The sequence below is a fragment of the Syntrophomonas sp. DTU019 genome, from assembly GCA_913757435.1.
In the GTDB taxonomy this organism is placed as follows: Bacteria; Bacillota; Syntrophomonadia; order Syntrophomonadales; family Syntrophomonadaceae; genus DTU019.
In genome coordinates, this window is record CAJYDM010000003.1 from 251,360 (window position 1) to 275,725 (window position 24,366).

The window sequence follows — 24,366 nt, forward strand, 5'->3', positions numbered from 1 at the left end:
TGTAGGGTAAAAGACTACAATTATGCGAGGAGAGGAACCAGGTGAAGGGGTGGCCGATGTATCAAGAATTACAGCAGCTAAAGGAGATGGGGCTTAATAAATCACAAGTTCAACGGCAGTTGGGCATAGATTGGAAAACAGTTGATCGTTATTGGGAGGTGACGCCAGACGAATATGACGAAATAAGAAAAAACACAAAAAGAACCAGAAAGCTTGAAAAATACGAAGAACAAATTGTGAGGTGGTTACAGGAACATCCCGACATGTCATCAGCACAAATACAAGATTGGCTTAAACAGCATTATTTAGATTATCAGGGAAAGGAGAGAACGCTTAGACGATTTATCAGGAGTTTACGGATTCAGTATAACATTAAGAAGCCTATTATCCAGCGTCAATACCAAGCAGTGGAAGAACTGCCCATGGGTTATCAGGCACAAGTAGATTTAGGTTTTACCACCCTGGTAAATACCCAGGGGCAGCGGGTAAAGCTCACAGGATTTGGGCTGGTTCTCTCACACAGCCGTTATAAATATGTTGAATGGGACGATAAGCCACTTACAGCAGCCAGATTCATACAGGTGCATTATCGGGCCTTTGAATACATAGGAGGGGTGCCAGAAGAAATTGTGTACGATCAGGACAGGCTCCTGGCTATAAACGAAAACTTTGGGGATATCATATACACAGCAGAATTCGAGAGATTCCGGCAGCAGATGGGTTTTAAGATATATCTTTGCCGCAAAAGTGATCCGGAGACCAAGGGCAAAATTGAGGCAGTTATCAAATATGCCAAAGGCAACTACGCCAGGCACCGGATATTTGACAACATTCAAGCATTTAATCAGGGGTGTATAGAATGGCTGAACAGAACAGCAAACGCCAATATACATGGCACAACAAAAAAGGTACCGGCAGAAGTGTTTAAAGAAGAACAAAAACACTTAAAACCGATACCGACCATAATTAATCAACCTGAAGAAATTATAACAAGACAGGTACGCAAAGACAATATCATTTGGTACAACAGCAACCGATATACTTTGCCCCTGGGCACTTACCATCCTGAAAGAGAAGTGAAGATTAAAGCAGACCAGGGCATACTAATCGTTTTTGACCTTGAAACCGATGAAGAGCTGGCCCGTCATGAAATATCTCTGGATAAAGGCCGATTGATCAGGAATAACAATCATAAACGCGACCATTCTGCCCGGATAGCCGAATTATATCAAGATACCCTGGCCAATATGGGAGGAAGTGAAATAGCAGCTGTTTTCCTCGATGGTATTCGTAAAGAAAAACCCAGATATGTTCGTGACCAGTATAATCTCATTATCCAAACGATTAAAAATTACTCTTTGGAAACAATATCCCAGGCATTAGATTATTGTGTGGAAAGGAGTATTTTTAGCGCAGTTGAATTCAAGACCGCCCTGGAGTATTTTGCCCAGCAAAACAACAGCCCGGCGGAAACTATACTTGATACGTCTGCCATACCTCTTGCCTATCGGATTAAAACCGAGATCAGAAATATTAGCGAATACGCCGCTATTTATGGAGGTATGAGTATTGAACAAGGCCGAAGAAACCAGGACTTATTTAAGAAGCCTTAACCTTTCCTGGTGCAGAGACAACCTGGATCAAACCCTGCAGACAGCAAGCAGTACCGACATATCCTATCTGGATTTTCTTAACCGGCTGCTGCAGGGAGAGATAAACTACCGTGAAAAAAGATCTGAAGAGCGCCGGATGAAGATGGCGGGGTTTCCCTTTGTTAAAAGCATAGATGAATTCGATTTTGCATTTCAGCGTTCTATTACCCGTAAACAGGTTAATCAATTGCTGGATATGCAATGGATTGAGAAGTTCTACAATCTGATTTTCCTTGGGCCTCCGGGAGTGGGGAAAACTCATTTGGCTGTAGCTATCGGGCTTGAGGCTGTGAAAAAAGGTTACAAGGTAAGCTTCGTAAATATGGATGATTTAATCAAGCATCTTAAGCTGGAAACTACCTCAACCCGGAGCCGCCAGAGGATGAAACGGATCATGGCTTCAGATTTAGTGGTAATTGATGAGATAGGTTTTGTCCCCATTACCAGGCAGGAAGCTAATTTGTTTTTTCAATTGATATCATCACTTTATGAACAGACGGCCTTAATAATAACTTCAAACAAGGGTTTTGAAGACTGGGCCGAATTGATGGGAGACCCGGTTATAACTACCGCTATCCTGGATCGAATCGCTCATCATAGTGAGATATTCAATCTGACCGGCGACAGTTACCGCCTTAAACATCGAGATTCTATACTAAGACTGTAGTCCTATGGAAAATTATTGGCCAAAATTTCTCCAAAATACTTGACCGCTTACACCTGGTCATAAGAATGGGGTTCAGCCTCTCAATAACTATTGGGAATTTATAATAATCCCTCCGCCAATGACTTCGTTTCCCTGGTAAAATACCGCTGCCTGACCAGGAGTTATGGCTCGCTGAGGTTGTGCGAACCTGATCTCAACCTGGTCTGGCCCCAAAGGGATTAGGATTGCGGGCACCGCTGGGGCTGAATATCTGATCTTGACATTCACCGTCAGGTCATCTCTGGGTACTTCCCCGGAAATATAGGTAACCTGGTCAGCCCTTAAGCCGTTTTTAAACAGCTCCTGGTTATCGCCTATAATAATCGTATTACTCTCTGGTTCGATGCCGGTCACAAAGGTCGGATGACCCAGGGCTAAGCCCAGTCCCTTGCGCTGACCGATGGTATAACGGTATAGGCCGGAATGAGTACCCAGCCTTTTGCCGCCAGTATCAATAATCGGGCCGGGCTCAGGCCGGTGATGCAAATACTCTTCTACGAAATCAGCGTAGGAACCCTTTTCAACAAAGCAAATCTCCTGGCTGTCGGCTTTATCGGCCACTATCAGACCAGCTTCTCTGGCCATTGTCCTGACCTCTTGCTTGCGGAAATCACCCAGGGGAAACAGAGTGGTTCGCAATTGTTCCTGGGTGAGGCTGTATAACGCATAACTCTGGTCTTTGTTTTTATCCTGGGCCATGAAGAGACGGTGTTTCATGCTCTCCGCATCATAAACATTTTGCACATAATGACCGGTAGCGATGAAATCTGCTCCCATGGCTAAGGCTTTTTGGCGGAAGGCAGCAAATTTGATGAGACGATTGCAGTCGATACAAGGGTTGGGGGTTCTGCCCGCCAAGTATTCCCGGCAAAAATGGTCTACAACCTGGGCCGTGAACTCGGAGCGGAAATTCATAACATAATGGGGTATATCCAGTTTCCAGGCTACCCGGCGGGCATCACTGACCGCCTCCAGGCCGCAGCAGGTTTTGTTTTGCTCTTGTTCGGATGGCCAGATCTGCATAGTGATGCCAGTCACATCAAAGCCCTCTTTTTGGAGCAAGAGGGCTGCGACTGAACTGTCAACTCCGCCACTCATAGCAACGAATACCTTTTTGGGCAGGTTTTTGTTCTTTCCAGGCCTATTGGGTGATACCGAGGTAGCCTTACTAATAACCAGCACCACCAATCCTTTTTAAAATATTATTTGTCATGATTATAACCATATCCCCATTGATATCTTGATTCAAATTCTTTTATATACTATCATCTTTATAGGAATTATAGAGATGATTTTTCTATATACTTTAGTGTGGTTTTTACTGAAGATGACCCCACTCGAAAATCTTTATGCGGGGGATTCAAGCCGTACGGGCTGAAGATGAATCAGCCTCATTGCCGCTATTTGCCATATTGGGGGCATAATACTAGGCGGGTGAATGGCAAGCTATTTACGGGCGGATATTCGCTGGGTCATCGGTAATAGGACTGAAATGGAGGATAAATTTGTGCCAATCATAATACCTGATAATTTGCCAGCCGGAGAAGTGCTGCAGAGCGAAAACATATTTATTATGAGAGAAAGGCGGGCCGTCCACCAGGATATCCGGCCTTTGAAGATAGCCATATTAAACCTGATGCCGCAAAAGATCGTCACCGAGACCCAGCTCTTAAGGGTACTAGCCAATACCCCTTTACAGGTGGAATTCGTTCTGTTGCGCCCGGAAAGCCACGAATCTAAAAACACCCCGGAAATTCACCTGGAAACCTTTTATACCACTTTTGCGGAGATAAAGGCAGAGAAATTCGACGGTATGATAATAACCGGGGCACCGGTGGAACACCTTGAATTCGCTCAATGGACCTATTGGGAAGAACTGAAAGAGATTATGGAATGGACCAAAACCCATGTTTATTCGACCCTCCACATCTGTGTAGCGGCTCAGGCCAGTTTATATTATCATTACGGCATTGATAAGTTTGCCCTGCCACAAAAAATGTTTGGGGTATTTGAACACCGGGCACTCAAATTAAATCGGCCGCTGTTGCGTGGATTTGATGATGTTTTCTATGCACCTCATTCCCGTCATTCCGAGATACGCAGGCAAGACCTGGAGGGGATTGGGGAGTTGGAGATCCTGGCCGAGTCCGATCAAGCCGGGGTTTACCTACTGGCCAGCCGAGATGGAAGACAGGTGTTTGTCACCGGTCATGCGGAGTACGATCCTCTTACACTGAAGGCGGAATTCGACCGGGACAAAAACAAAGGACTCGATATTGCAGTGCCTAAAAACTACTTCCCGGATGATGACCCGGGGCAGGCACCCTTGGTGAGGTGGCGCAGTCACGGTCACCTTCTCTTTTCCAATTGGCTAAATTATCACGTTTATCAAGAAACTCCGTATGATTTGGGCATACTTGATCAGTGCCCACCCGGGTCCTGGCATCTGGAATAGTGGAGGAATCTAGTATGGCGGAGATAAAGCTGTATACTGAATGGCCTATTATGACATTTATAGAAGGGCATACTGCAAGCAGAACAGCCTGGGTGGTTAAGGAGAAACCGCTAACGGTGTTTTTGAACCATAACGAATTTTCCACCATGGTTTGCTCACCAGGGGCGTATGAAGAGTTGGCGGTCGGCTTTTTGCTCAGTGAGGGTATAATCCACAGCCTTGATGATATCGAAGACATCCGCTGTCGCCAGGAGCAAGGGTTATTGTGGATTGAAACCAGGCAGCCGGTGACTATCAGCGACAACTTTCTGCGCCGGCATATGGCCAGTTGTTGCGGGAAAGGAAGGGCCGGGTTGTATTTCATCAATGATGCCCGCCAATTGGAGGCTGTAAACAGCGATTTACAACTGGAGCCTGCAAGAGTACTGGAATTAATGACCCAATTTGAAGAAAAAGCTGAATTGTTCCGCCTTACCGGGGGGGTACACAGTGCGGCACTGGCAGGTAACAATGGCCTGGTTGCTCATTTTGAGGATATCGGGCGCCATAATGCCGTCGATAAGGTTTTGGGTTATGCTATACTAAACCGAATCGATACTGCCGACAAATGTCTGCTGTTAAGCGGTCGTATAGCCTCCGAAATCCTAATCAAAGCGGCTCGAGGCAATGTGCCCGTTATTGTGTCCCGGTCGGCCCCTACCGAGCTGACCCTTGAATTGGCTGATGAACTGAACATCTGTATCGTAGGATTTGCCCGCGGGCAGTCTTTGAACATTTACACACACCCAGAACGAGTGCTTTTAGAAGGGCGGGAAGTGGTATGAATACTAGCCAAAAGAATCAACAGATTAAAGAGGAAATCCTTAAGAAAAAGCAAGAGAAGGACATTTTTATTATCGCGCATTATTACCAGCGCGGCGAGATACAGGAGATCGCCGATTTTGTAGGGGATTCATATGCTATGGCCCTGGCCGCCCGCGATTCTGAGAGTAAAAACATACTGGTGGCAGGGGTGGACTTCATGGCCGAAACAGCTGCTATTCTCTGTCCTGATAAGACTATTTTGTCCCCTGAACCGGCAGCTACCTGTCCGATGGCCAATAGTATAACGGCTGAGCATATTCGCCAATATAGAGAACTGCATCCCGATACACTGGTGGTAACTTATGTCAATACACCAGCGGAGGTTAAGGCGGTTAGCGATGTGTGTGTAACCTCCTCCAACGCGGAAAAGATAATCCGAAGTCTTCCCAGGGAAAAAAATATCTATTTCGTACCCGATCAGAACCTGGCCAGGAATGTTGCCCGGGAAATGGATCGTGAAATCGCAGCTTTTGATTCATCCTGCCCTACCCATGCGGTGGTAACCAAAGATGAAATCATCAAGCTCAAAGCCCTTCACCCTGAGGCCCCGGTATTGGTGCACCCGGAGTGCGACCCGGAAGTGGTAAAACTGGCTGATTATGCAGGGAGCACCGCAGGCATCCTGAAAAAAGTGGTGGAGTCCGATGCAAACGCGTTTATCATTGGCACAGAATCAGGCATCTTTCATGCCATCCAGAAACAGTGCCCGGAAAAACAGCTCATTCTGGCTTCCAAAGAATTGATTTGCCCCAATATGAAAAGCATCACCTTAAATAAAGTATTGCATTCTATCGATAATCTGGAGACGGTCATAACCGTTCCGGAGGATGTAGCACGCCAGGCGGTGGTAGCTTTGGAAAAAATGATTGAACTGGCATCGTAAATGGTTTCTAATAAGCATCGTCATGATAGAAAATGTTTATCAGATGAGGGGGCATAGCCCCCTTTTACAATAAACAACACAGGCCGTTTGTTGTCGGCTTGATGAACGGTCTTATGCCTTGCGGCCCGCTGCAGGCCATGCAAATATATGCCCTGGGAACTGGCAGCGCCTGGGCCGGAGCATTATCTATGCTGTTCTTTAGCCTAGGCACAGTCCCGCTGATGTTCGGCCTGGGTACGGTCAGCTCATTATTAACCGGTACTTTCAAACAGCGTATGCTGCAGGTAAGTGGTGTTTTGGTTATGTTTCTTGGTATATTGATGTTAAGTCGAGGTTTAAACCTGTCTGGAATCAATCTGGCTTATGCCTCGACCTCAACTGCAAATGCCGGGAATATTGCCTCCATAAAAGGCGAAACGCAGGTTGTTGAAACCACACTGCAATCCGGGCGCTATCAACCTATAGTAGTGCAAAAAGGTATACCGGTAAAATGGACCATAAGGGCTGCCGAAAACGATTTGAACGGATGCAACAACCCGATTACAATACCTCAGTACAATACTCAGATAGAATTGGTTCCAGGTGATAATGTGATAGAATTTACTCCCCAAGAGACCGGAAAGATCACTTATACTTGCTGGATGGGTATGATAAGCAGCACCATAACCGTAGTCGATGATCTGTCAGATATAAGCGAAAAGGATTTGGCACCCTCACCGGGAGCTTATTTTCCCAGAGGTGGCTGCTGTGCCAAGGGTACGGGTGAAACTGCCAATTAACCGAGGACAGATGCAGCGGTTCAGAGGCAGCCAGCGATGTCACCTTGGCAGCCTCTATTGTACACCTTTAGTAATGTATAGGGCGAGAGTCGTCAAATAATAGATATCCGGTAAAATGACAACTCATTCATATAGGCAAAAGTTTAAGGAGGTGCATTTATATGCACAAAGAATCGATCAAGATAGCGGGCATGAGTTGTGCAGCTTGTGCAGCCAGGATAGAGAAGGGACTCAAGCAGGTTGCAGGTGTAGAATCAGTAAATGTCAATTTGGCCCTGGAAAGAGCTACGGTTGAATATGACGAAAAGGCGGTGGCAAGGGAACAGATTGACCAGGTGGTGCAGAAGCTGGGATATGAGGTGATCCGAGAAAAGACCGATGAACAGGTCGATTTAAAAATATCTGGTATGACTTGTGCCGCTTGTGCGGCTCGCATAGAGAAAAAACTGAAGGGCCTGGAAGGGGTAAAACAGGCCAATGTTAACCTGAGCACCGAAAAGGCCCGGGTGGTTTACCAGCCCGGACAGGCCAAAATCAGTGAAATGATCCAGAGCATTCAGAACCTGGGGTATAACGCAGAGCGGGTTGAGGATACAAATATTGACCATCAGCAGGAAGCTAAAGATAGAGAAATAAGTTCATTGCGGTGGTTGCTGATAACCTCCGCGGTTTTGAGCTTACCTCTGGTTATAGCCATGGTTTTGAGCTTATTTAAAATCCATAGCCCCTTGGCAACATTTTTACACAATCCCTATTTTCAGTTGGTAATCGCCACCCCGGTGCAGTTTATTATTGGGGCCCGCTTCTATAAACAATCCTATTTTGCTTTGAGATCCGGCAGTGCCAATATGGACGTCTTGATTGCCATGGGAACTTCGGCGGCCTATTTTTTCAGCCTGTACAACGTGTTCTATGAGGTGGTTCCTCAAGGGATGATGAAAAGCCTGTACTTCGAGGCTTCAGCTATAATCATCACTCTGATCCTCTTGGGCAAATACCTGGAAGCGGTCGCCAAAGGAAGAACCTCTGAGGCCATAAAAAAGCTGGCCCAATTGCAGGCCAAAACCGCCCGGGTAATCAGAAGCGGCCGGGAAGTTGATATTCCGGTTGAAGAAGTGGAATTGGGTGAAATCATAGTTGTCAGACCGGGAGAAAAAGTACCTGTGGATGGAAAAATAATTGAAGGTACCTCCGCTCTGGACGAGTCCATGCTTACCGGAGAAAGCCTGCCGGTAGATAAACAGGCTGGTGACCTGGTTTTTGGTGCAACCCTTAACAAATTCGGAACCTTTAAATTTGAGGCCACCCGGGTAGGCCGGGACACCGCTTTGGCCCAAATCATAAAAATGGTTGAAGATGCTCAAGGTTCCAAAGCCCCTATTCAGCAAATCGCTGACCGGGTGGCGGGGGTGTTTGTTCCGGTAGTGCTGGCTATTGCTTTCATCACTTTCCTGGCCTGGTATTTATCCGGTGGGGGTATTAATAAATCACTGATCAGTGCCGTAGCGGTACTGGTTATAGCCTGCCCGTGCGCGTTAGGACTGGCTACGCCCACCGCGATTATGGTAGGTACAGGAAAAGGAGCCGAAAACGGCATTCTGATAAAAGGCGGAGAACACCTGGAGATGGCCTACAAGCTTAATGCGGTGGTTTTGGACAAAACCGGCACCATAACCAAAGGCAAGCCCGAAGTAACCGATATCATAGCCCTGGGTGAAGTGAATCTGGATCACTTGCTGTTCTTGGCGGCCCAGGCGGAGAAAGGCTCGGAACACCCACTTGGAGCGACCATTTATGAAAAAGGCCGGGCCGAATATGATCATCTGCCAGATCCGGACAGCTTTGAGGCTATACCCGGTAAAGGTGTGAAAGCTGTTGTTAATGGGAAGGAGATCTATCTGGGAACCAGAAGGCTTATGATCGATAATGGCATTATTGTAGAACCCATAGAGGCATCAATCAGCGCCCTGGAAGATATGGGCAAAACTGCTATGCTGATGGCGATTAACAGCCGTTTGGAGGCAATCATCGCGGTAGCCGATACAGTCAAGGAAAACTCGCGGGAAGCTATCCAAGATCTGCAGAATATGGGCATCGAGGTTTACATGATAACCGGTGACAATCGCCGCACCGCTGAAGCCATAGCCAGACAAGTAGGAATCACCAATGTTCTGGCAGAGGTGCTTCCGGAAAACAAAGCCGAAGAAGTACAGAGACTCAAAGCGGCAGGAAAAGCTGTAGCAATGGTAGGAGACGGCATCAATGATGCCCCAGCCCTGGCCACAGCCCATATCGGCATGGCTATGGGCACCGGCACTGATGTGGCTATGGAGGCGGCTGACATCACTCTGATGAGGGGGGACTTGCGCACAATTCCGGCCTCAATCCGGCTGTCCCGGCAGACCATACGGAAAATCAAGCAAAATCTTTTCTGGGCCTTTATTTATAATATTATCGGCATACCGTTCGCTGCTCTGGGCATGTTGAATCCTATAATAGCTGGAGCTGCCATGGCTTTCAGTTCAGTTTCAGTAGTAACCAACTCCCTTAGTTTGAAGCGCTTTAATCCCCACCGGAATGACCGGGACAACAGTAGTGCAGCATTGAATCCAGAACCGGCGGCGCGGGTTGTGAATTCCCCAAGAGGCAAAGGCAAGGAGCATGTGGCTGCTGCGGCCCCCAAATTGGATCTGAGAGCCGATAAGAAACCGGATCAAAAGGGAGAATGAGGCCAGTAACGGCAACACCACCAACACTTGAGCCAAGGCGAGTTGTTTCAAATAGCTCGCCTTGCATTGATAAAGGGAGGTTCATTTTGAGTCAGGCTAATAGAATTCTGGTAGTCGATGATGAGCTTAAGATTACTGAAGTGATCAAATCATATCTGGAACAAAGCGGTTATGAGGTTTACACAGCTTGCAGCGGTCAGAGGTCATTGGAACTGTATGAGCAAATTCATCCCGGCTTGGTTATTCTTGATCTGATGCTTCCTGACATAAGCGGAGAGGAGATCTGCCGGCAGCTGCGCAATAAGTCACGAGTACCTATTATCATGCTTACAGCTAAAATTGAAGAAGCTGATATTGTCAATGGACTTGATATCGGTGCTGACGACTATATCACCAAACCATTCAGCCCCAGGCAGCTTACCGCCAGGGTGGCGGCCCTGTTGCGCAGAAGCGGCCCAGATGCTGCCCCGCTGGCCAAGATAATGTCATTTCAAGGGGAGGACCTGGTGGTGGATTTTGCCCGCCATGAGGTGAAAAAAGCTGGAGTGGCGGTTAATCTGACCCCTAACGAATTCAAACTACTCACCACCTTGTTGAAAACCGGGGGCGGATTTGTTTGGCCTTAAGTTCCTTTCTATTGACATATGGTACTGCCTGTGATTAAATAAAACCATTAAATCATATATGATTAGTAGGCATTAAATAGTTGGAGGGTAAATTTATGAGCAACATAGCTAAGAATCTTACTGACCTGATTGGAAATACTCCGTTATTAGAATTGAGTAACTACAATCGCCATCATAACCTGCAGGCCAGGTTAATCGCCAAATTAGAGTATTTTAACCCGGCTGGTAGCGTTAAGGACCGCATCGGTTATGCGATGATCAAAGACGCCGAAGAAAAAGGATTGATTCGCCAGGACACCGCTATCATCGAGCCGACCAGCGGCAATACCGGCATAGGTTTAGCCTTTGTGGCTGCCGCCAGGGGGTATCGCCTGATCTTGACCATGCCTGACACCATGAGCATGGAGCGTAGAAATTTGCTTAAGGCACTGGGGGCAGAGTTGGTCCTCACCCCAGGCCTTCAGGGCATGTCGGGGGCAATCAAGAAGGCTGAGGAGCTAGCTCAAGAAATTCCCAATTCATTCATTCCACAGCAGTTCAATAACCCGGCCAACCCGGCCATGCACCGTCAGACCACGGCTGTGGAAATCTGGAACGATACCGAGGGGTCGGTGGATATTTTTGTAGCAGGAGTTGGCACCGGTGGGACTATCACCGGCGTTGGGGAGGTCTTAAAAGCCAAAAAGCAGTCAGTGAAGATTATAGCGGTTGAGCCTTACGACTCTCCAGTCTTATCGGGAGGGGCACCAGGAGCTCATAAAATACAGGGGATCGGAGCTGGATTCGTGCCTGAGGTTCTAAACATGACCATAATAGATGAGGTGTTTAAAGTCAAAAATGACGAAGCCCTCGAAACTGCCAGGCTTTTATCCCGTACTGAAGGCCTCCTGGTTGGCATATCATCTGGAGCTGCCGTTTTTGCAGCCACACAACTGGCCCTTAGCCCAGAGAATACTGGAAAAACCATTGTAGTCTTACTCCCGGATACAGGAGAGAGATACCTTTCAACTGCCTTGTTTCAAGAAGTATAAGAAGTTAGAAAGGCTGCAGGGTATAAGCGTTTTTCCCGGATTAATAATACCTGGTTATCAGGCTTCGAACAGGACTATGATAACCGGGTTTCATTTTTTTGTTATACTCTAGTAAAACTATAGGGTATATGATATATTAAATTCAAACACAATTGCAGTTCATGTTTCTCATGGTCTTGATAGCCGGTTTAGAGATAAACTGGTCTTGATGGGATAAGATAATATTGGTAAACAGATCAATGGGGGTTGTAAAGAGATGGGGTTAGGAAAAGAGGAATGCTATGAAACTATCTACTAAAGGAAGATACGGATTAAGGGCTATGCTGGAAATAGCCCTGCAGCACGCTAAGGGTCCGGTTCCCATCCATGTAATTGCAGAACATCAAAATCTGTCCAGCCGCTATTTAGAACAATTGCTTATCCCCTTAAAACAAAACGGCTTGGTAAAAAGTGTGCGCGGTTCACAAGGCGGTTATATTCTGGGGCGTGAGGCTGATAAGATCACGGTCGGGGATATAATCAGGGCACTGGAAGGCCCCATATCCCCAGTAGACTGTGTAAATGAATTAAATCCCGATGAATGTGACCGGGCGGAATTCTGTGTAACTCGCCGCATCTGGTCTAAACTAAGGGATAGCATGAACCAGGTCCTGGATTCCTATTCACTGGAAGACCTGAAAAATGAAGCCACAGATGTACCATAGGAAAGTATTTGTGGTTAATGATATGCAACTTAAACAAAGGAGGTAATAGGAGTGAAATCCATATACATGGACCACAGCGCTACCACCCCGGTAGATACCAGAGTATTCGAGGCCATGATACCTTATTATACTAGCGAATTTGGCAATGCCTCCAGTGTCCACAGTAAAGGTCAAACCGCTCGAAAAGCGGTAGAAACTGGGAGAGAACAGATAGCAGCCCTGTTAAACGCCAACCCCAGAGAGATTATCTTCACCAGCGGCGGGACTGAGGCTGACAATCAGGCCATCATCACCTATGCCCTGAATAACAGCAAAAAGGGCAAGCATTTGATTACCTCGGCCATTGAACACCATGCCGTATTAGACAGCTTTCATTACCTGGCTGGCCTCGGTTATGATGTAACCGTCCTGCCGGTCAATCATCAGGGGATGGTGGAACCGGAAACCCTGGCCGGGGCTATCCGCCCGGATACCACACTGGTCTCGATAATGCATGCCAATAATGAGATCGGTACGGTTCAACCTATAGAAGAATTGGCTGCTATCAGCCATAAAGCAGGCGCGGTATTCCATACCGATGCAGTACAGACTTTCGGCAAAATTCCCATAGATGTTAAGAAAATGGGTATTGATATGCTCTCCGCTTCCAGCCACAAACTGCATGGACCAAAAGGAATAGGCTGTCTATATGTAAGAAAAGGGATTCGTATCAAGAACCTGTTCCACGGCGGGGGACAGGAGTCCAAGCTTAGGGCTGGGACGGAAAACGTCCCGGGGATTGTAGGATTTGGCAAAGCCGCTGAAATTGCCGGCCAAGAGATGCAGCAGCGCGCCGAGCATCTTAACCGGCTCAGCCAACGCCTGCGAGAGGGCATTGTAAAATCCATCCCCAATACCATAGTCACCGGGCATCCAGAGCTGCGGGTTCCGGGCAGTGTAAGCGTTTGTTTCGAGTTCGTAGAGGGTGAGTCGATTTTGCTAATGCTGGACAGCTATGGGATTATGGCATCCAGTGGTTCGGCCTGCACCTCCGGGGCACTGGATCCGTCCCATGTATTGCTGGCCATCGGACTCCCCCATGAGATTGCTCACGGTTCATTGCGATTGACCCTGGGTAAGGATAATACCCAGGAAGATGTAGATTATGTACTGGAGGTTTTGCCCCGTATTATCGCCAATTTGCGCCGGATGTCGCCGTTGGCCAGCAAAGGAGGCAGCTATTGATGTATTCCAAAAAAGTGATGGAGCACTTTATGAACCCCCGCAATGTGGGCGAACTACCCGATGCCAATGGCTGTGGTGAAGTAGGCAACCCGGTCTGCGGGGATATCATGCACATCGAGATCAAGGTGGAGGATGATATTATTCAGGATATAAAGTTTAAAACTTTTGGCTGTGCGGCGGCCATCGCCACCAGCAGCATGGTGACCGAACTGGTTAAAGGCAAAACCCTGGCCGAAGCGGAACGGATCACTAACCGCAGTGTTGCGGAAGCGCTGGATGGCCTGCCTCCGGTTAAAATGCATTGTTCCAATCTTGCCGCAGATGCTTTGCATGAGGCCATTAAGAACTATATGGAAAAGCATGAGCAGAAAGCGAACCGTCAGTAAAACTGAAGGTCATTCTTATAAAGGGGAATATGATGGAAGACTATAAATACCGTTTCGATACTATACAACTGCATGGCGGGCAGACTGCAGATCCGGCCACTGGTTCAAGGACGGTGCCAATATATCAGACTACTTCCTATGTGTTTCGTGATGTAGAACATGGCCGGCGTTTATTCGCCCTGGAGGAACCCGGTAATATATATACTCGTATTATGAATCCCACTACAGATGTCTTTGAACAGCGCATGGCCTTGTTGGAGGGTGGGATTGGGTCATTGGCGGTAGCCTCAGGCTCTGCCGCCATTACATATGCGATTTTGAACCTGGCCGGGTCAGGAGATGAGATAGTAGCAGCCAGCACCCTGTATGGCGGGACTTATAATTTAATGGCCTATACCCTGCCTCGTTTGGGAATGAAAACCGTATTTGTTGATCCTGATGATCCGGACAATTTCCGCCAGGCCATCAGCCAGCAGACCAAAGCGCTTTATATTGAGAGTATCGGCAATCCCGGCATAAATATAATCGATATAGAAGCAGTAGCTGAAATTGCTCATCAAAATGGGTTGCCGCTGATTGTGGACAATACTTTTGCAACCCCTTATTTACTGCGTCCTTTTGATTATGGGGCAGATATAGTGGTGCATTCCGCCACTAAATTCATTGGAGGCCATGGCACCTCCATTGGCGGTGTGATAATAGACTCAGGCAAATTTGACTGGTCAGCAGGCAGTAAGTATCCCGGTTTTACTGAGCCGGATCCCAGCTATCACGGTTTGTGTTATGCCAGGGATGTCGGACCAGCCGCTTATATCACCCGGGCCAGGGTGCAGCTGTTGCGTGATACCGGGGCAGCCATAAGCCCCTTTAATGCCTTTTTATTGCTGCAAGGCCTGGAGACCTTATCCCTAAGGGTAGAGCGCCATGTTCAAAATGCTGGTGAGATCGCCTCCTGGCTGCAAGCCCATCCTCGTGTCAGCTGGGTCAACTACCCTGGTTTAGCAGGAAACAAGTATCATGAACTGGCTCTAAAATACCTGCCCCGGGGCAGCGGTTCCATATTCACCTTCGGTATTAAGGGCGGAGTTGAAGCCGGAATAAAATTTATAAATAACCTCAAATTGTTCTCCCATCTGGCCAATGTGGCTGATGCCAAGTCCTTAGTCATACATCCGGCCAGCACCACTCATGCCCAGCTATCCGAAAGCGAACAAATCCGGGCCGGGGTCACCCCGGATATGATACGCCTTTCAATTGGATTGGAGGATGTCTGGGATTTAATAGAGGATCTGCAGCAAGCTTTGGAGGCAGCTGATTAATTCTGGGGTTTATCAATATTGATACCTGAATAGCAACATATTACTGCCTTGGAAAATAATTAAGACTATACCGGGTATTGCTTTGGCTTCTGACACCGGTTATAATAAAGGTGCAATGGCGGAGAAGTAAATGTATACTGTCTTAGAGTCATTGGTTTAGTTTAGCCCATAGTAGTCAGATAGGTTCTGTTTTTGGTTTAGAGTTACGTTTCAAGTTTAGGTTTGAAAATTGCTTAGGTTTGGAGAGAACTTCCTTAATTCCTTTGTCAGGTTTTTCGGTTTCGGATAGACTAGGTTATTTAAATCTTGGCCCAGTGTTTCGAAAACTTCTCCGCCATAGCATTGAAGTTGAACAATAGAAAGCCCTCAATATGTGAGGGCTTGAGTCTTTTCTGTGTTTGTTTCAATAACATGGGAGGGCATGACGTTTTTAGGTGAGACTGTATATTTAGAAAACACCGGCTCAGCTGAAACACAAGATAACTACGGAGATCCCTGTGAGACTACATATGTTGTGAACAAACGAATGTGTTAAAAGGTACCGTGTACATGGTTTTCGCTAGTGGACGATCTGCCCCTCCATGAAACTCTCCATAAGACAGTCTGCCAGTTCAGGATCAATTATACCTTTGCCCGTGGCCAAGACCTGTTCCGGATAATCGAAGTGTTCCCGTATACTTTCCGGGGGTACTATAAACCAGCGCCCGGTAGGGGAATAGCCTGGCGTCAGGGGAGGCCGACTGCTCTTATTCTCATCGACTACTTCGAAAAGCACCACTCCCAGACCCCAGGTGCGACGGCAAATCGGGCAAGGTTCGTAACTGGCCAGTACGCCCGGCAGATCATAATCTTCAGGGCAGGTGGCTTCAAAGACCGATGTGCGGCCAGTGGGTTCTCCGCACCAAAAACACAATTCAGGGCATTCTACCAGGCGCAAATTCATCCCCCTATCGCAAATTGAAATAGCAGCAGTATAAAAATCATGCCTATTTCATATATCTTGCCCCACCAAATAGGGATTTATTAATTCCGCTTATTCCTCTTCCTCGCATTCCATAGTTATTCTGATATACGGCGCGTTCTGACGGGGACCGCATTCTTTAGCCTCAATTCCGATAAAGCCATCTTTAGATTCGGTTCCGCAAAGCATTATCCCATGATTGGGGCATTCAGAATAATCCCTTATATAGTCGAGGACATCGATACAGATCTCATCCAAAACTCCACCCGGCACAAAGGACCTCCAGTATTCCCGAGCTATTTCCGGACGATCATCCCAGGTAACTCGGTCTGCTGACCATCGAGTCAGGATCGGATGCAGGTAAATAGGGAGGCCTCTCCCCGGCAATTCATTGCTGCACAGCGAAATAATCAAATCAGCCTTTATCACTGTACAATTGTCAGGTATGCGATCAAGGTCAAACTGCAGCAGAGTGCGGAATACATTGTTCGGCTTCTCATCTCTGCCTACAAACAGAGTTTCATAGTCTGAAAAGTTTTCGTCGTGGCACCGTTTACTGATAAAAACCTCTTGACACAGTGGAATGGTGAGACATTCCAATTCGGCGTCTGCCTCTAGATATTCGCTTATAGGAGGCGTGTAGGAAGGTTTGTGATCCTGGCTTGATTCCTTCCGCCGCTTGCCGGGCGGTTTACGATCGCGGATCATGTCTTCGAGCAGGCGATAATATTTATCCTCCTTGATGCGGAGTTTTTCCTGAAACATTTTCACAAGATCTCTGTGGGGTGTGTGATCTGCTATGTCACGGCACAAGTCCGCAACCTGGATTTTGCTCTTCTTGGCAACTTTAATATATTGTTTTAATGCGGAAGGGTCCAATGTATTCCACTCCTTTGTTTTTCTACCAGTATACGGATGGATTGCCCATTATGTTACAAATGGGGAAAGTTTAACAGGTACAGGCACTGCACTAGAAGGCGTTCCATAAAATGGTATAACCCGATGCGGGTAATCTAACTTAGGAGGTATACTGCATGTCAAAAAAGAAAGGCAGAATCAGATGCGACCAGAAGCCCACCTGGCATTGGAATTGTAAGCCTGAGATGCCTGTGTGGCATTGTAAAGAGGACTGGTGGGAAATGCCTGAGTGGTGTCAGGAAGAGAAAATGCCCAAAAAACATTATCAATCAGAAGATAGGATAACTAAGCGGGACTGGGATTATGACGATGATAAGATGCCCGAAAGATACTGGGAAGATGATAAGAAGGAAGTAAGGAAGAAAAGGCATCATCCCTGCCCTGATGACAAAGGTGATTTCTGTCAAATGGTGGAAGATGCCATTATGGATGAAATAGGTGCTGTTTCGATGTATGCGACCATGGCTAATCTGGTCGACGATCCGCTCTTAAAAGCGCTTATTCTCAGTGTGGCCGGAGATGAATATGGACACGCCAGGTTCTGGTTGGCAGTATTGGCTTTGAGCGAATGCTAACAACCGTCGAAAGAGCCCGCAACCATGCGGGCTCTTTTAGGTGCGAGCGTTTGGCAGGGCCTCATCTTAGCGAATTATGAACATTCATCGCTGAATTCCTTGACAATATATATAGGTCTTCTTTTGGTTTCTAAATAGGTTTTGGATACGTATTGGCCCACAATGCCGGTGCAAAACAATTGAATCCCGGTGATAAACATCAGGATACAGATCATAAACGACCATCCAAAGACTGACCCGCCCCACACCAACTGCCTGATTACCATAACCAGAATCAGCATCAGGGAAGCCAGGAAGAAAACCAAACCGACCACTGACGTCACTGCCAGGGGAGTGGTGGAAAAAGCCATGATCCCATCCAGAGAGTATGAATAAAGCTTCCAAAAGGACCATTTAGTCTGACCGGCAGCTCTTTCATGATTATCGTATTCCATCCACTTAGTTTTATAACCCACCCAGGCAAAAATCCCTTTAGAAAAGCGGTTATACTCACAGATTTGCACAATGGAATCCACCATCTGCCGGTTCATCAGCCGGAAATCTCTGGCACCATCCACCAGCTCGATATTGGATAAGGCATTTATAATTCGATAAAACTGGCGGGCAAAAAAGGATCGTATCGGTGGTTCGCCTTTGCGGTTGGTCCTTCGGGTGGCAACACAGTCATAACCTTCGGTTTTAATAATATGATACATATCTTTAATGAGCATAGGCGGGTCCTGTAAATCGGCATCCATTATGGCCACATAATCACCGCTGGCATTTTTAAGACCCGCATAAATGGCCGATTCCTTTCCGAAATTACGGGAAAGCGACAGATATTTGACCCGGCGGTCGGCCCGCTGCAGATCTTTGACTATGGGCAGGGTGCAGTCCTGTGAACCATCATCCACAAAAACGAATTCAAATGACACAGAAGGCATCTGGGCCGCCAGCTTGACTACCTCAGCATAAAAGTGCGGCAATACTTCCTGTTCATTGTAACAAGGCACCACCAGAGATATCTTTTTCTTCACAGCACTTCTCCTTGTCCTTGATGTTGGAACACGATGTATTTACTGAAAAGGTAATTGAAGATGATAACTACCAGATTGACAATAATCTTTACCAACAAATCGTCTATTTGCAGCATATCAACCATCACTAGCATGAGGCCCATGTCGATAAGGCCGGAACATAAGCGGCCTCCGAAAAAAGCCGAGCACTCAGCTAAACGGGGCAGGAAACCAGTTGTTTTGCTCCCAAAGACAAAACGGTGATTTGTGGCATAAGCAAACCATACTGACAACACCCAGGCAATGATATTGGCCATCAAGTAGGGCAGATCTGCCTGCCTCGATAACAGCAGGTATATCAGAAAGTTGACCAGAGTAGTCGCGGCCCCGAAGCCCAGATATAAAAGCACGGTTTGATGATGCCTGATTAGGTTAATAATAATAATTCCTCCGTAAAGGCTTTAATAGGCCAAAATGCCGGTATCTGCCTACGGGTTTTCACAAGTGTATTCTACCCAATTTATGGATATACTATGCATTAATTTGGGTGCAGCCGGATAGTGCAAGCTCTAATGCACTGCTGTTTCGACATGCCAAGACCAAACCCGTTTAAGGAGAAGCATTTTATGGCCTGCAATGAGAAGGTCAGGAGATGGCTGGTTCTTACCGTCGGCCTCATGGCGGTGCTGATCATAGCTGATGTGCTCTGGAGGACTCCGCATCCTGGAGTGGCCGATCAAGGCGATTTTGACCGGGTCATGAATGTGTCCGGTTTGAGAGTATCGGCAGATGACACCAACAATCCTGAATTTGTGAGGTTTTTGGATTATACTGTGAGCGACTACGAGATAGTCGCTGACCATGGCGGGAGTCTATTAAAACGACCGGCAGTGACCAGCATGGCCTATGTTATAAAGCCTATCAACCAGGTCTGTCTGTTGCTGGGAAAGGATACATTCAAAACCGGGTATCTGGCCATATTCTATGCCTTCGCATATACCCTGGCCATAGTGGCGATATTTGCCTTTATCCCGGTGCACAGCCATATCAAGCTGTTGGTCTTCTCACTAATCAGTTTATGGGTGTTTTGGGATGGAAATTATTTGGTATGGTTCAACAGTCTGTATGGCGAACCCATGATGATAACATCACTGGCTTTGTATATTGCCGCGTGGATGTACTACATCCATCGGCATTATGTAGTAAAATCTCCGTCCGGGGTTTTTCCTGCCATAGTATTGATATTTGCCGCGGGTCTGCTGTTCCTCGGTTCCAAACTGCAGGTCTTATCGGCCTGGCCGATCATAGTAATTATGATATTTACGCTCTGTTGGAAGAACCGTCGGTCATTTAACCGACGACAGAAGATACTGGTACTATTAGGGTTGCTGTTGATCGTCTATCCCTTGGGGTTTGCCCGGAACAATAAAGAGATGGGCCGGTATACCATTTATAATGCGGTATTCTATGGCATCTTAAAGGATTCACCTGATCCCGCCCAAGACCTGTTGAATTTGGGAATAAGTCCGGATTTGGCGGCAGATGCCGGCAAGCATGTATTCCTGCCGCCATCGGAATATAAATATGTTCCCTCCAGTCAGTTGATGCAAGACGAATTTTACGGCAAAATCGGCAATACTGATTTGGTGCGCTATTATGTCACCCATCCCGCCAGGCTGTTCACGGGCCTCGAATACACCGCCAGCCAGGCCTTTACCACCTCAACCGCATTGGGAAAATACCCGCAAGAATACAGTGACACCCCGATCAGCGAATTCAATCGCTTCACCTCGTGGTCAGTTCTCAGGGAGAAGTATGCACCCCGTCAGTTGTGGCTGTTGGTCTTGTTTTATCTGCTGGTGATCGGGATAGGCACGCGTGAATATCTGCGGCGCGCATATTCAGCCGCAATCCGTTTGACAATAACATTGTTGGCCGGCATAATGGTGATCGGTTGGCTGCAGTTTCCGATGCCCCTGGTGGGAAATGGTCAGGCCGACACCGCCAAGCAGCTTTTCCTGTTCAATTTCACTTTCGATATCATGGTAGTAGTTTCGGCCTCATGGTTAATAAGCCACATAATGGACTATGCTTGCAGCCCCATATCCAAAATCCATAGTGCGGTAAGCAAGGATTTTGATATTTGATCATAGTCTGAGATTGATCGCGGGTTTTAGTATAAGGGTTCAATAACGGCCAACATTTGATTCGGATCTTGCCCGCAGACGCACTCATCCCGGACTATTAGGCCGTCTTTCAGCTCAATGATGCGGTCGGCTGAAAAGGCCATATTGCGATCATGGGTGACTATCAGGAAGGTGGTTTGATTTTCCTGGTTGATTTTCCGCATCAGATTGAAAATATGGGCACTGTTTTTGGAATCCAGGTTGCCGGTAGGTTCATCGGCAAGAATCAGCCGGGGCTGGTTCATCAAGGCCCTGGCGATGGCGGCGCGCTGCTGTTCACCCCCCGAAATGGAATTGGCCTTATAGTCGCGGCGATGAAGCAGACCTACCTGTTCTAACAGGTACATGGCACGGTCACGGGCAGATTTATCCGCTTTGCCCCGGTAGATCAGGTGGGGAATGAGGACATTCTCCAGCACGGTGAATTGTGGTAAGAGGAAATGGAATTGGAAAATGAATCCCATGGTCTGATTGCGGAAAAAAGCCAGTTCATCATCGGTCAACCCAGCCAGGTCAATCCCTTCAATGAAAACCTGACCCCCGCTGGGCCGGTCCAGGGCTCCGATAATGTTGAGCAGAGTGCTCTTGCCTGATCCTGAATTGCCGATCAGGGCACAGAATTCCCCGCATTCGATACTCAGATCAATACCGTGCAAGACCCGGGTGGGAACCGGAGCTCCAAACTCTTTTATTATAGCTTTGGCTTTGAGCAGAGTATCAGCCATTGCGAATCACCTCGACAGGATTGGTGCGGGCCACCTGGCGGGCAGGCAGGTAGGCTGCCAGGATGGCTGACAGTAACGTCAGGGCGACAATGATCGCTACAGTGGCAGGTTTCAATAAAAGAGCAAATTGCTGGTCAGAACTGGCCATAAAAATGAATATTTGCGCCATGGCGGTTCCTAAAATAGTACCGCCGATGCTGCCAACCGTCCCCAGAATACCTCCCTGCAGCATAAACACCCTTTCCACACTGGCAGTGCGTATGCCGATAGCCTTTAGTATTCCGATTTGCTTGGATTTCTGTACTGCGCTTATAGCCAGCACCGAACTCACCCCCAGGGTTACGGCCAGAAGTACGAAAAACTGAATCGTGTAACTGGAGTTGCTTTGGCTCTTCAGTGCGGACAACAGTGAGGCATTGCTTTCCTGCCAGCTCACTACTTCATATCCGGGCAAACGTTCAGCCCAGCGCTGGGCTAGGTCTGAAGCGGAGAAAATATCATTGACCTGCATCTCAATCTCGGTCACCCGATCCTGCATACCCAGCAGAGAGGCCGCCCGGGTACGGTCAATTATCACCCAGCGCTTGTTGAGATTTTGTACTCCCAGATCGAATATCCCTCCGACCAGCTGTGAAATCGGATCTTGGCCAATGATTTCCAGCATTACTGTGTCTCCGGGTCTAAGATCCAGCTCACTGGCCAATTCAGAGCCTATCAACAACGATCCCGGTTCCATCTTAGGACTGCCGGCAATAATGCTGTCGCTTATGTGGTATATAGGATCAGCTTCAGCCAGCGCCATACCTCTCAAGGCTACACTCTTTGAAACCGAACCCCGACGTATTATTGCAGCGCCGTCAAGTACCGGCAAGACCGCACTCAATTGCGAGTCGTGGCGCATGGCGGTGGTAAGGGCCTGCCATTCGACAATAGGCCGGTTTCCGCTCCTTTGCAGTTGCAGTGGGAATAGACCGGTATGGGAACTGCCTTCAGGCAGCTGCAGCGGCTCTTGAGCCTGGCGGGTGACAATGATATGCGGAGAGGAGCCGACCGTCTTATCTATTAAATCAGCCTGTAGTCCGTCAATCAACGCCGACAGAAATACCATCACCGCCACCCCGATGGTTATGCCCAGCAGTATCAGGGTGGTCTGGCCTCGGTTTTCAGTGAGGAAACGCAGAGCCAGTTCAAGCTCAAATCGTATGGAGGATATCATGTTTTCTGCTCCGTGGAGGAAAGTTCGGCCTTGACTCTTTGTCCAGACTTAAAATTGCCCGGTTGCAGGATAATATCACCATAATGCAACCCTTCCCGTACCTCGGTACCGAGCGCCCCTCTCTGACCGAGGGTGACGGAGCGAAACTGAGCCCGTCCGGACTTGTCGGCTAACCAGACCCCAGGTTGCCCGTCTACACTGCTCAACCACTCATCGCTGATAATGTATGCGGAAGATACGTGGAGTGAGGTCAATTGAACCGTAACCAGAGTGCCAGCGGTCAACCCGGATGCATCTTGCAGAGTTACTTCCAACTCCAGTGTGCCTTGTCCGGGGTCGGCCAGTACGGCAACCTTGCTAACCTGTCCCTGGTAGGTCTTTTGCGCATCGGCCGGTATCCATACCGAGGCTGCCATGCCGGTGCTGATCATGGAAGCATATTGCTGATCGGGCAGTAATTTGACTTTGGTATTGGGGCCGGAACTCATCCTGATTATCTCCTGGCCTGGTATGGCTTGTTCGCCGGTGCTTATAGATATGTCTAAAACAGTGCCGTCCTCGGGAGCGGTGATACGGTATTTGGCCAGTTCCAACTCAGCTTGCTCAACGGCAATCTTTTTCTGTTCTACCACATTGGCCAGCAAGGCCAGATTACTACCCCCCGAGCTGTATGACTCGAGCAGAATGCGGGCATAATTCTCGGCTTCCCTGGCCAGAGTCAACTCGTTCTGAGCCTTTTCCAGTTCAAGCTGTGAGATTGCTCCAGCGGCCTTTAATTGCAGACTGCGCTGCAAAGCCAGATCCGCCTCTTGAAGCCTTTGTTGGGCCTCCAGGAATGTATTTTGGGCTTGCTGGAAATCCAATGAACTGGCCTGCTCATACTGCAACTGTGCTTGAGTCAGAAGTTGGCGGGCTTGTTCAGCCTGCAGGCGGGCGGTCCCATCATCCATTGTCAGCAGAACATCGCCCTTTTTAACCGATGCCGCTTCACTGACTAGAATATCAGTAACAGTAGCAGATACCAGGCTGGACAAACTGTGATTCTGACCGGGAATAACCTCCCCACCCAACTGCAATACGGGCTGAAATTCGCTGGGCTCAACTAATAAAGCCGGAATAGGGGCGATATATAAGAGCCGGTAGAGTAGAAACAGGGAAAAAATTGCCGCCAGCGATAATTGAACCGGGCGCTTCTTCAACTGACTCAATTTTGTACCTCCCCCAGTGATAACTGCGATAAGTCCCCATAATCACAAATTATAGCATTAGTTCGCGTCAGTGGTTCAAAAAACCTCCAGTTGTACTATGATCTGACAGGTAATTTCTCATCCCGAGGCTTTCTCATGCTGGTATGTTGGCGAATCACTATTCCCGGCTCAACAGCCAAAGCGCCCATCTTTCGTTAGGTGGCTTAAATATGGTATAGTGACAG

23 protein-coding genes are annotated in these 24,366 nt (G+C 47.7%); 15 read left to right on the forward strand and 8 right to left on the reverse strand.

Annotated features, from left to right (window positions below; all coding sequences use genetic code 11):
* Window positions 1-56 precede the first annotated feature (56 nt).
* The gene (gene istA, locus AC15IQ_RS10110) at window positions 57-1,613 is read left to right on the forward strand and encodes an IS21 family transposase (protein WP_483176949.1); all 1,557 of its coding nucleotides are present in this window, start codon (window positions 57-59) and stop codon (window positions 1,611-1,613) included.
* Entirely contained in the window at window positions 1,570-2,319 is a 750-nt protein-coding gene (gene istB, locus AC15IQ_RS10115) for an IS21-like element helper ATPase IstB (protein WP_483176950.1), read from the forward strand. Before istA ends, istB begins: the two co-directional genes overlap by 44 nt.
* An 87-nt stretch (window positions 2,320-2,406) precedes the next feature.
* On the opposite strand, the gene mnmA is transcribed toward istB, so the two are convergent.
* The gene (gene mnmA, locus AC15IQ_RS10120) at window positions 2,407-3,540 is read right to left on the reverse strand and encodes a tRNA 2-thiouridine(34) synthase MnmA (protein WP_483178919.1); all 1,134 of its coding nucleotides are present in this window, start codon (window positions 3,538-3,540) and stop codon (window positions 2,407-2,409) included.
* A gap of 325 nt (window positions 3,541-3,865) precedes the next feature.
* Here mnmA and metA point away from each other — a divergent pair, with 325 nt between their 5' ends.
* From metA to AC15IQ_RS10175, 11 genes are all read left to right on the forward strand, one after another.
* Window positions 3,866-4,813 (forward strand): homoserine O-acetyltransferase MetA, encoded by a 948-nt coding sequence (gene metA / locus AC15IQ_RS10125; RefSeq protein ID WP_483178921.1) that lies wholly within the window; start codon window positions 3,866-3,868, stop codon window positions 4,811-4,813.
* Between the two features lie 14 nt (window positions 4,814-4,827).
* Entirely contained in the window at window positions 4,828-5,637 is an 810-nt protein-coding gene (gene fdhD / locus AC15IQ_RS10130) for a formate dehydrogenase accessory sulfurtransferase FdhD (RefSeq protein WP_483178923.1), read from the forward strand.
* A complete protein-coding gene (gene nadA / locus AC15IQ_RS10135) occupies window positions 5,634-6,560 on the forward strand; it encodes a quinolinate synthase NadA (RefSeq protein ID WP_483178925.1) in 927 nt (308 codons plus the stop codon). The genes fdhD and nadA overlap by 4 nt, the downstream gene beginning before the upstream one ends.
* Window positions 6,561-6,613: 53 nt before the next feature.
* The gene (locus AC15IQ_RS10140; protein ID WP_483179055.1) at window positions 6,614-7,339 is read left to right on the forward strand and encodes an urease accessory protein UreH domain-containing protein; all 726 of its coding nucleotides are present in this window, start codon (window positions 6,614-6,616) and stop codon (window positions 7,337-7,339) included.
* A 161-nt stretch (window positions 7,340-7,500) separates the two neighbouring features.
* On the forward strand, window positions 7,501-10,068 hold the full coding sequence (locus tag AC15IQ_RS10145) for a heavy metal translocating P-type ATPase (RefSeq protein ID WP_483178926.1): 2,568 nt from the start codon (window positions 7,501-7,503) through the stop codon (window positions 10,066-10,068).
* An 86-nt stretch (window positions 10,069-10,154) separates the two neighbouring features.
* On the forward strand, window positions 10,155-10,694 hold the full coding sequence (locus AC15IQ_RS10150; RefSeq protein WP_483178927.1) for a response regulator transcription factor: 540 nt from the start codon (window positions 10,155-10,157) through the stop codon (window positions 10,692-10,694).
* Window positions 10,695-10,789: 95 nt separating this feature from the next.
* Window positions 10,790-11,725, forward strand: a complete 936-nt coding sequence (cysK, locus tag AC15IQ_RS10155) for a cysteine synthase A (protein ID WP_483178929.1) — start codon at window positions 10,790-10,792, stop codon at window positions 11,723-11,725.
* A gap of 281 nt (window positions 11,726-12,006) precedes the next feature.
* Window positions 12,007-12,429 carry an RrF2 family transcriptional regulator gene (locus AC15IQ_RS10160; protein WP_483178930.1) on the forward strand — a complete coding sequence of 141 codons (423 nt, stop codon included), beginning with the start codon at window positions 12,007-12,009 and terminating at the stop codon, window positions 12,427-12,429.
* A 51-nt stretch (window positions 12,430-12,480) separates the two neighbouring features.
* Window positions 12,481-13,653 carry a cysteine desulfurase NifS gene (gene nifS / locus AC15IQ_RS10165; protein ID WP_483178932.1) on the forward strand — a complete coding sequence of 391 codons (1,173 nt, stop codon included), beginning with the start codon at window positions 12,481-12,483 and terminating at the stop codon, window positions 13,651-13,653.
* Window positions 13,653-14,039 (forward strand): Fe-S cluster assembly scaffold protein NifU, encoded by a 387-nt coding sequence (gene nifU, locus AC15IQ_RS10170; RefSeq protein ID WP_483178933.1) that lies wholly within the window; start codon window positions 13,653-13,655, stop codon window positions 14,037-14,039. The genes nifS and nifU overlap by 1 nt, the downstream gene beginning before the upstream one ends.
* Before the next feature lie 32 nt (window positions 14,040-14,071).
* A complete protein-coding gene (locus AC15IQ_RS10175; protein ID WP_483178934.1) occupies window positions 14,072-15,358 on the forward strand; it encodes a homocysteine synthase in 1,287 nt (428 codons plus the stop codon).
* Window positions 15,359-15,917: 559 nt separating this feature from the next.
* Here the strand turns inward: AC15IQ_RS10175 and AC15IQ_RS10180 are convergent.
* Together AC15IQ_RS10180 and AC15IQ_RS10185 are read right to left on the reverse strand one after the other, a co-directional pair.
* Entirely contained in the window at window positions 15,918-16,295 is a 378-nt protein-coding gene (locus AC15IQ_RS10180; RefSeq protein ID WP_483178935.1) for a hypothetical protein, read from the reverse strand.
* A gap of 96 nt (window positions 16,296-16,391) precedes the next feature.
* The gene (locus tag AC15IQ_RS10185; protein ID WP_483178937.1) at window positions 16,392-17,084 is read right to left on the reverse strand and encodes a DNRLRE domain-containing protein; all 693 of its coding nucleotides are present in this window, start codon (window positions 17,082-17,084) and stop codon (window positions 16,392-16,394) included.
* Between the two features lie 269 nt (window positions 17,085-17,353).
* Between AC15IQ_RS10185 and AC15IQ_RS10190 the strand changes: the two genes are divergently transcribed.
* The gene (locus AC15IQ_RS10190; RefSeq protein ID WP_483178938.1) at window positions 17,354-17,812 is read left to right on the forward strand and encodes a ferritin-like domain-containing protein; all 459 of its coding nucleotides are present in this window, start codon (window positions 17,354-17,356) and stop codon (window positions 17,810-17,812) included.
* A gap of 74 nt (window positions 17,813-17,886) precedes the next feature.
* On the opposite strand, the gene AC15IQ_RS10195 is transcribed toward AC15IQ_RS10190, so the two are convergent.
* Entirely contained in the window at window positions 17,887-18,828 is a 942-nt protein-coding gene (locus tag AC15IQ_RS10195; protein ID WP_483178939.1) for a glycosyltransferase family 2 protein, read from the reverse strand.
* On the reverse strand, window positions 18,825-19,217 hold the full coding sequence (locus AC15IQ_RS10200; protein ID WP_483178940.1) for a GtrA family protein: 393 nt from the start codon (window positions 19,215-19,217) through the stop codon (window positions 18,825-18,827). Before AC15IQ_RS10200 ends, AC15IQ_RS10195 begins: the two co-directional genes overlap by 4 nt.
* A gap of 216 nt (window positions 19,218-19,433) precedes the next feature.
* Here AC15IQ_RS10200 and wsfD point away from each other — a divergent pair, with 216 nt between their 5' ends.
* Window positions 19,434-20,954: a glycan biosynthesis hexose transferase WsfD gene (gene wsfD / locus AC15IQ_RS10205; RefSeq protein ID WP_483178942.1), complete on the forward strand. Its 1,521-nt coding sequence runs from the start codon at window positions 19,434-19,436 to the stop codon at window positions 20,952-20,954.
* A 26-nt stretch (window positions 20,955-20,980) separates the two neighbouring features.
* Here the strand turns inward: wsfD and AC15IQ_RS10210 are convergent, their stop codons facing one another.
* Genes AC15IQ_RS10210 through AC15IQ_RS10220 form a run of 3 tightly spaced genes read right to left on the reverse strand, consistent with a single transcriptional unit; the run spans window position 20,981 to window position 24,142 of the window.
* Complete coding sequence (locus AC15IQ_RS10210) at window positions 20,981-21,718, reverse strand: ABC transporter ATP-binding protein (RefSeq protein WP_483178944.1); 738 nt, start codon at window positions 21,716-21,718, stop codon at window positions 20,981-20,983.
* Complete coding sequence (locus AC15IQ_RS10215) at window positions 21,711-22,934, reverse strand: ABC transporter permease (RefSeq protein ID WP_483178945.1); 1,224 nt, start codon at window positions 22,932-22,934, stop codon at window positions 21,711-21,713. The genes AC15IQ_RS10210 and AC15IQ_RS10215 overlap by 8 nt, the downstream gene beginning before the upstream one ends.
* Window positions 22,931-24,142, reverse strand: a complete 1,212-nt coding sequence (locus AC15IQ_RS10220; RefSeq protein WP_483178947.1) for an efflux RND transporter periplasmic adaptor subunit — start codon at window positions 24,140-24,142, stop codon at window positions 22,931-22,933. The genes AC15IQ_RS10215 and AC15IQ_RS10220 overlap by 4 nt, the downstream gene beginning before the upstream one ends.
* Window positions 24,143-24,366 lie beyond the last annotated feature (224 nt).

Excerpts from the sequence above, each read along its gene's own strand:
- istA (WP_483176949.1), top strand. The coding sequence starts at position 57 with ATGTATCAAGAATTACAGCAGCTAAAGGAGATGGGGCTTAATAAATCA.
- fdhD (WP_483178923.1), top strand. The coding sequence starts at position 4,828 with ATGGCGGAGATAAAGCTGTATACTGAATGGCCTATTATGACATTTATA.
- nadA (WP_483178925.1), top strand. The coding sequence starts at position 5,634 with ATGAATACTAGCCAAAAGAATCAACAGATTAAAGAGGAAATCCTTAAG.
- AC15IQ_RS10145 (WP_483178926.1), top strand. The coding sequence starts at position 7,501 with ATGCACAAAGAATCGATCAAGATAGCGGGCATGAGTTGTGCAGCTTGT.
- cysK (WP_483178929.1), top strand. The coding sequence starts at position 10,790 with ATGAGCAACATAGCTAAGAATCTTACTGACCTGATTGGAAATACTCCG.
- AC15IQ_RS10160 (WP_483178930.1), top strand. The coding sequence starts at position 12,007 with ATGAAACTATCTACTAAAGGAAGATACGGATTAAGGGCTATGCTGGAA.
- nifU (WP_483178933.1), top strand. The coding sequence starts at position 13,653 with ATGTATTCCAAAAAAGTGATGGAGCACTTTATGAACCCCCGCAATGTG.
- AC15IQ_RS10175 (WP_483178934.1), top strand. The coding sequence starts at position 14,072 with ATGGAAGACTATAAATACCGTTTCGATACTATACAACTGCATGGCGGG.
- AC15IQ_RS10185 (WP_483178937.1), bottom strand. The coding sequence starts at position 17,084 with ATGTTTCAGGAAAAACTCCGCATCAAGGAGGATAAATATTATCGCCTG.
- AC15IQ_RS10190 (WP_483178938.1), top strand. The coding sequence starts at position 17,354 with ATGTCAAAAAAGAAAGGCAGAATCAGATGCGACCAGAAGCCCACCTGG.
- wsfD (WP_483178942.1), top strand. The coding sequence starts at position 19,434 with ATGGCCTGCAATGAGAAGGTCAGGAGATGGCTGGTTCTTACCGTCGGC.
- AC15IQ_RS10210 (WP_483178944.1), bottom strand. The coding sequence starts at position 21,718 with ATGGCTGATACTCTGCTCAAAGCCAAAGCTATAATAAAAGAGTTTGGA.
- AC15IQ_RS10215 (WP_483178945.1), bottom strand. The coding sequence starts at position 22,934 with ATGATATCCTCCATACGATTTGAGCTTGAACTGGCTCTGCGTTTCCTC.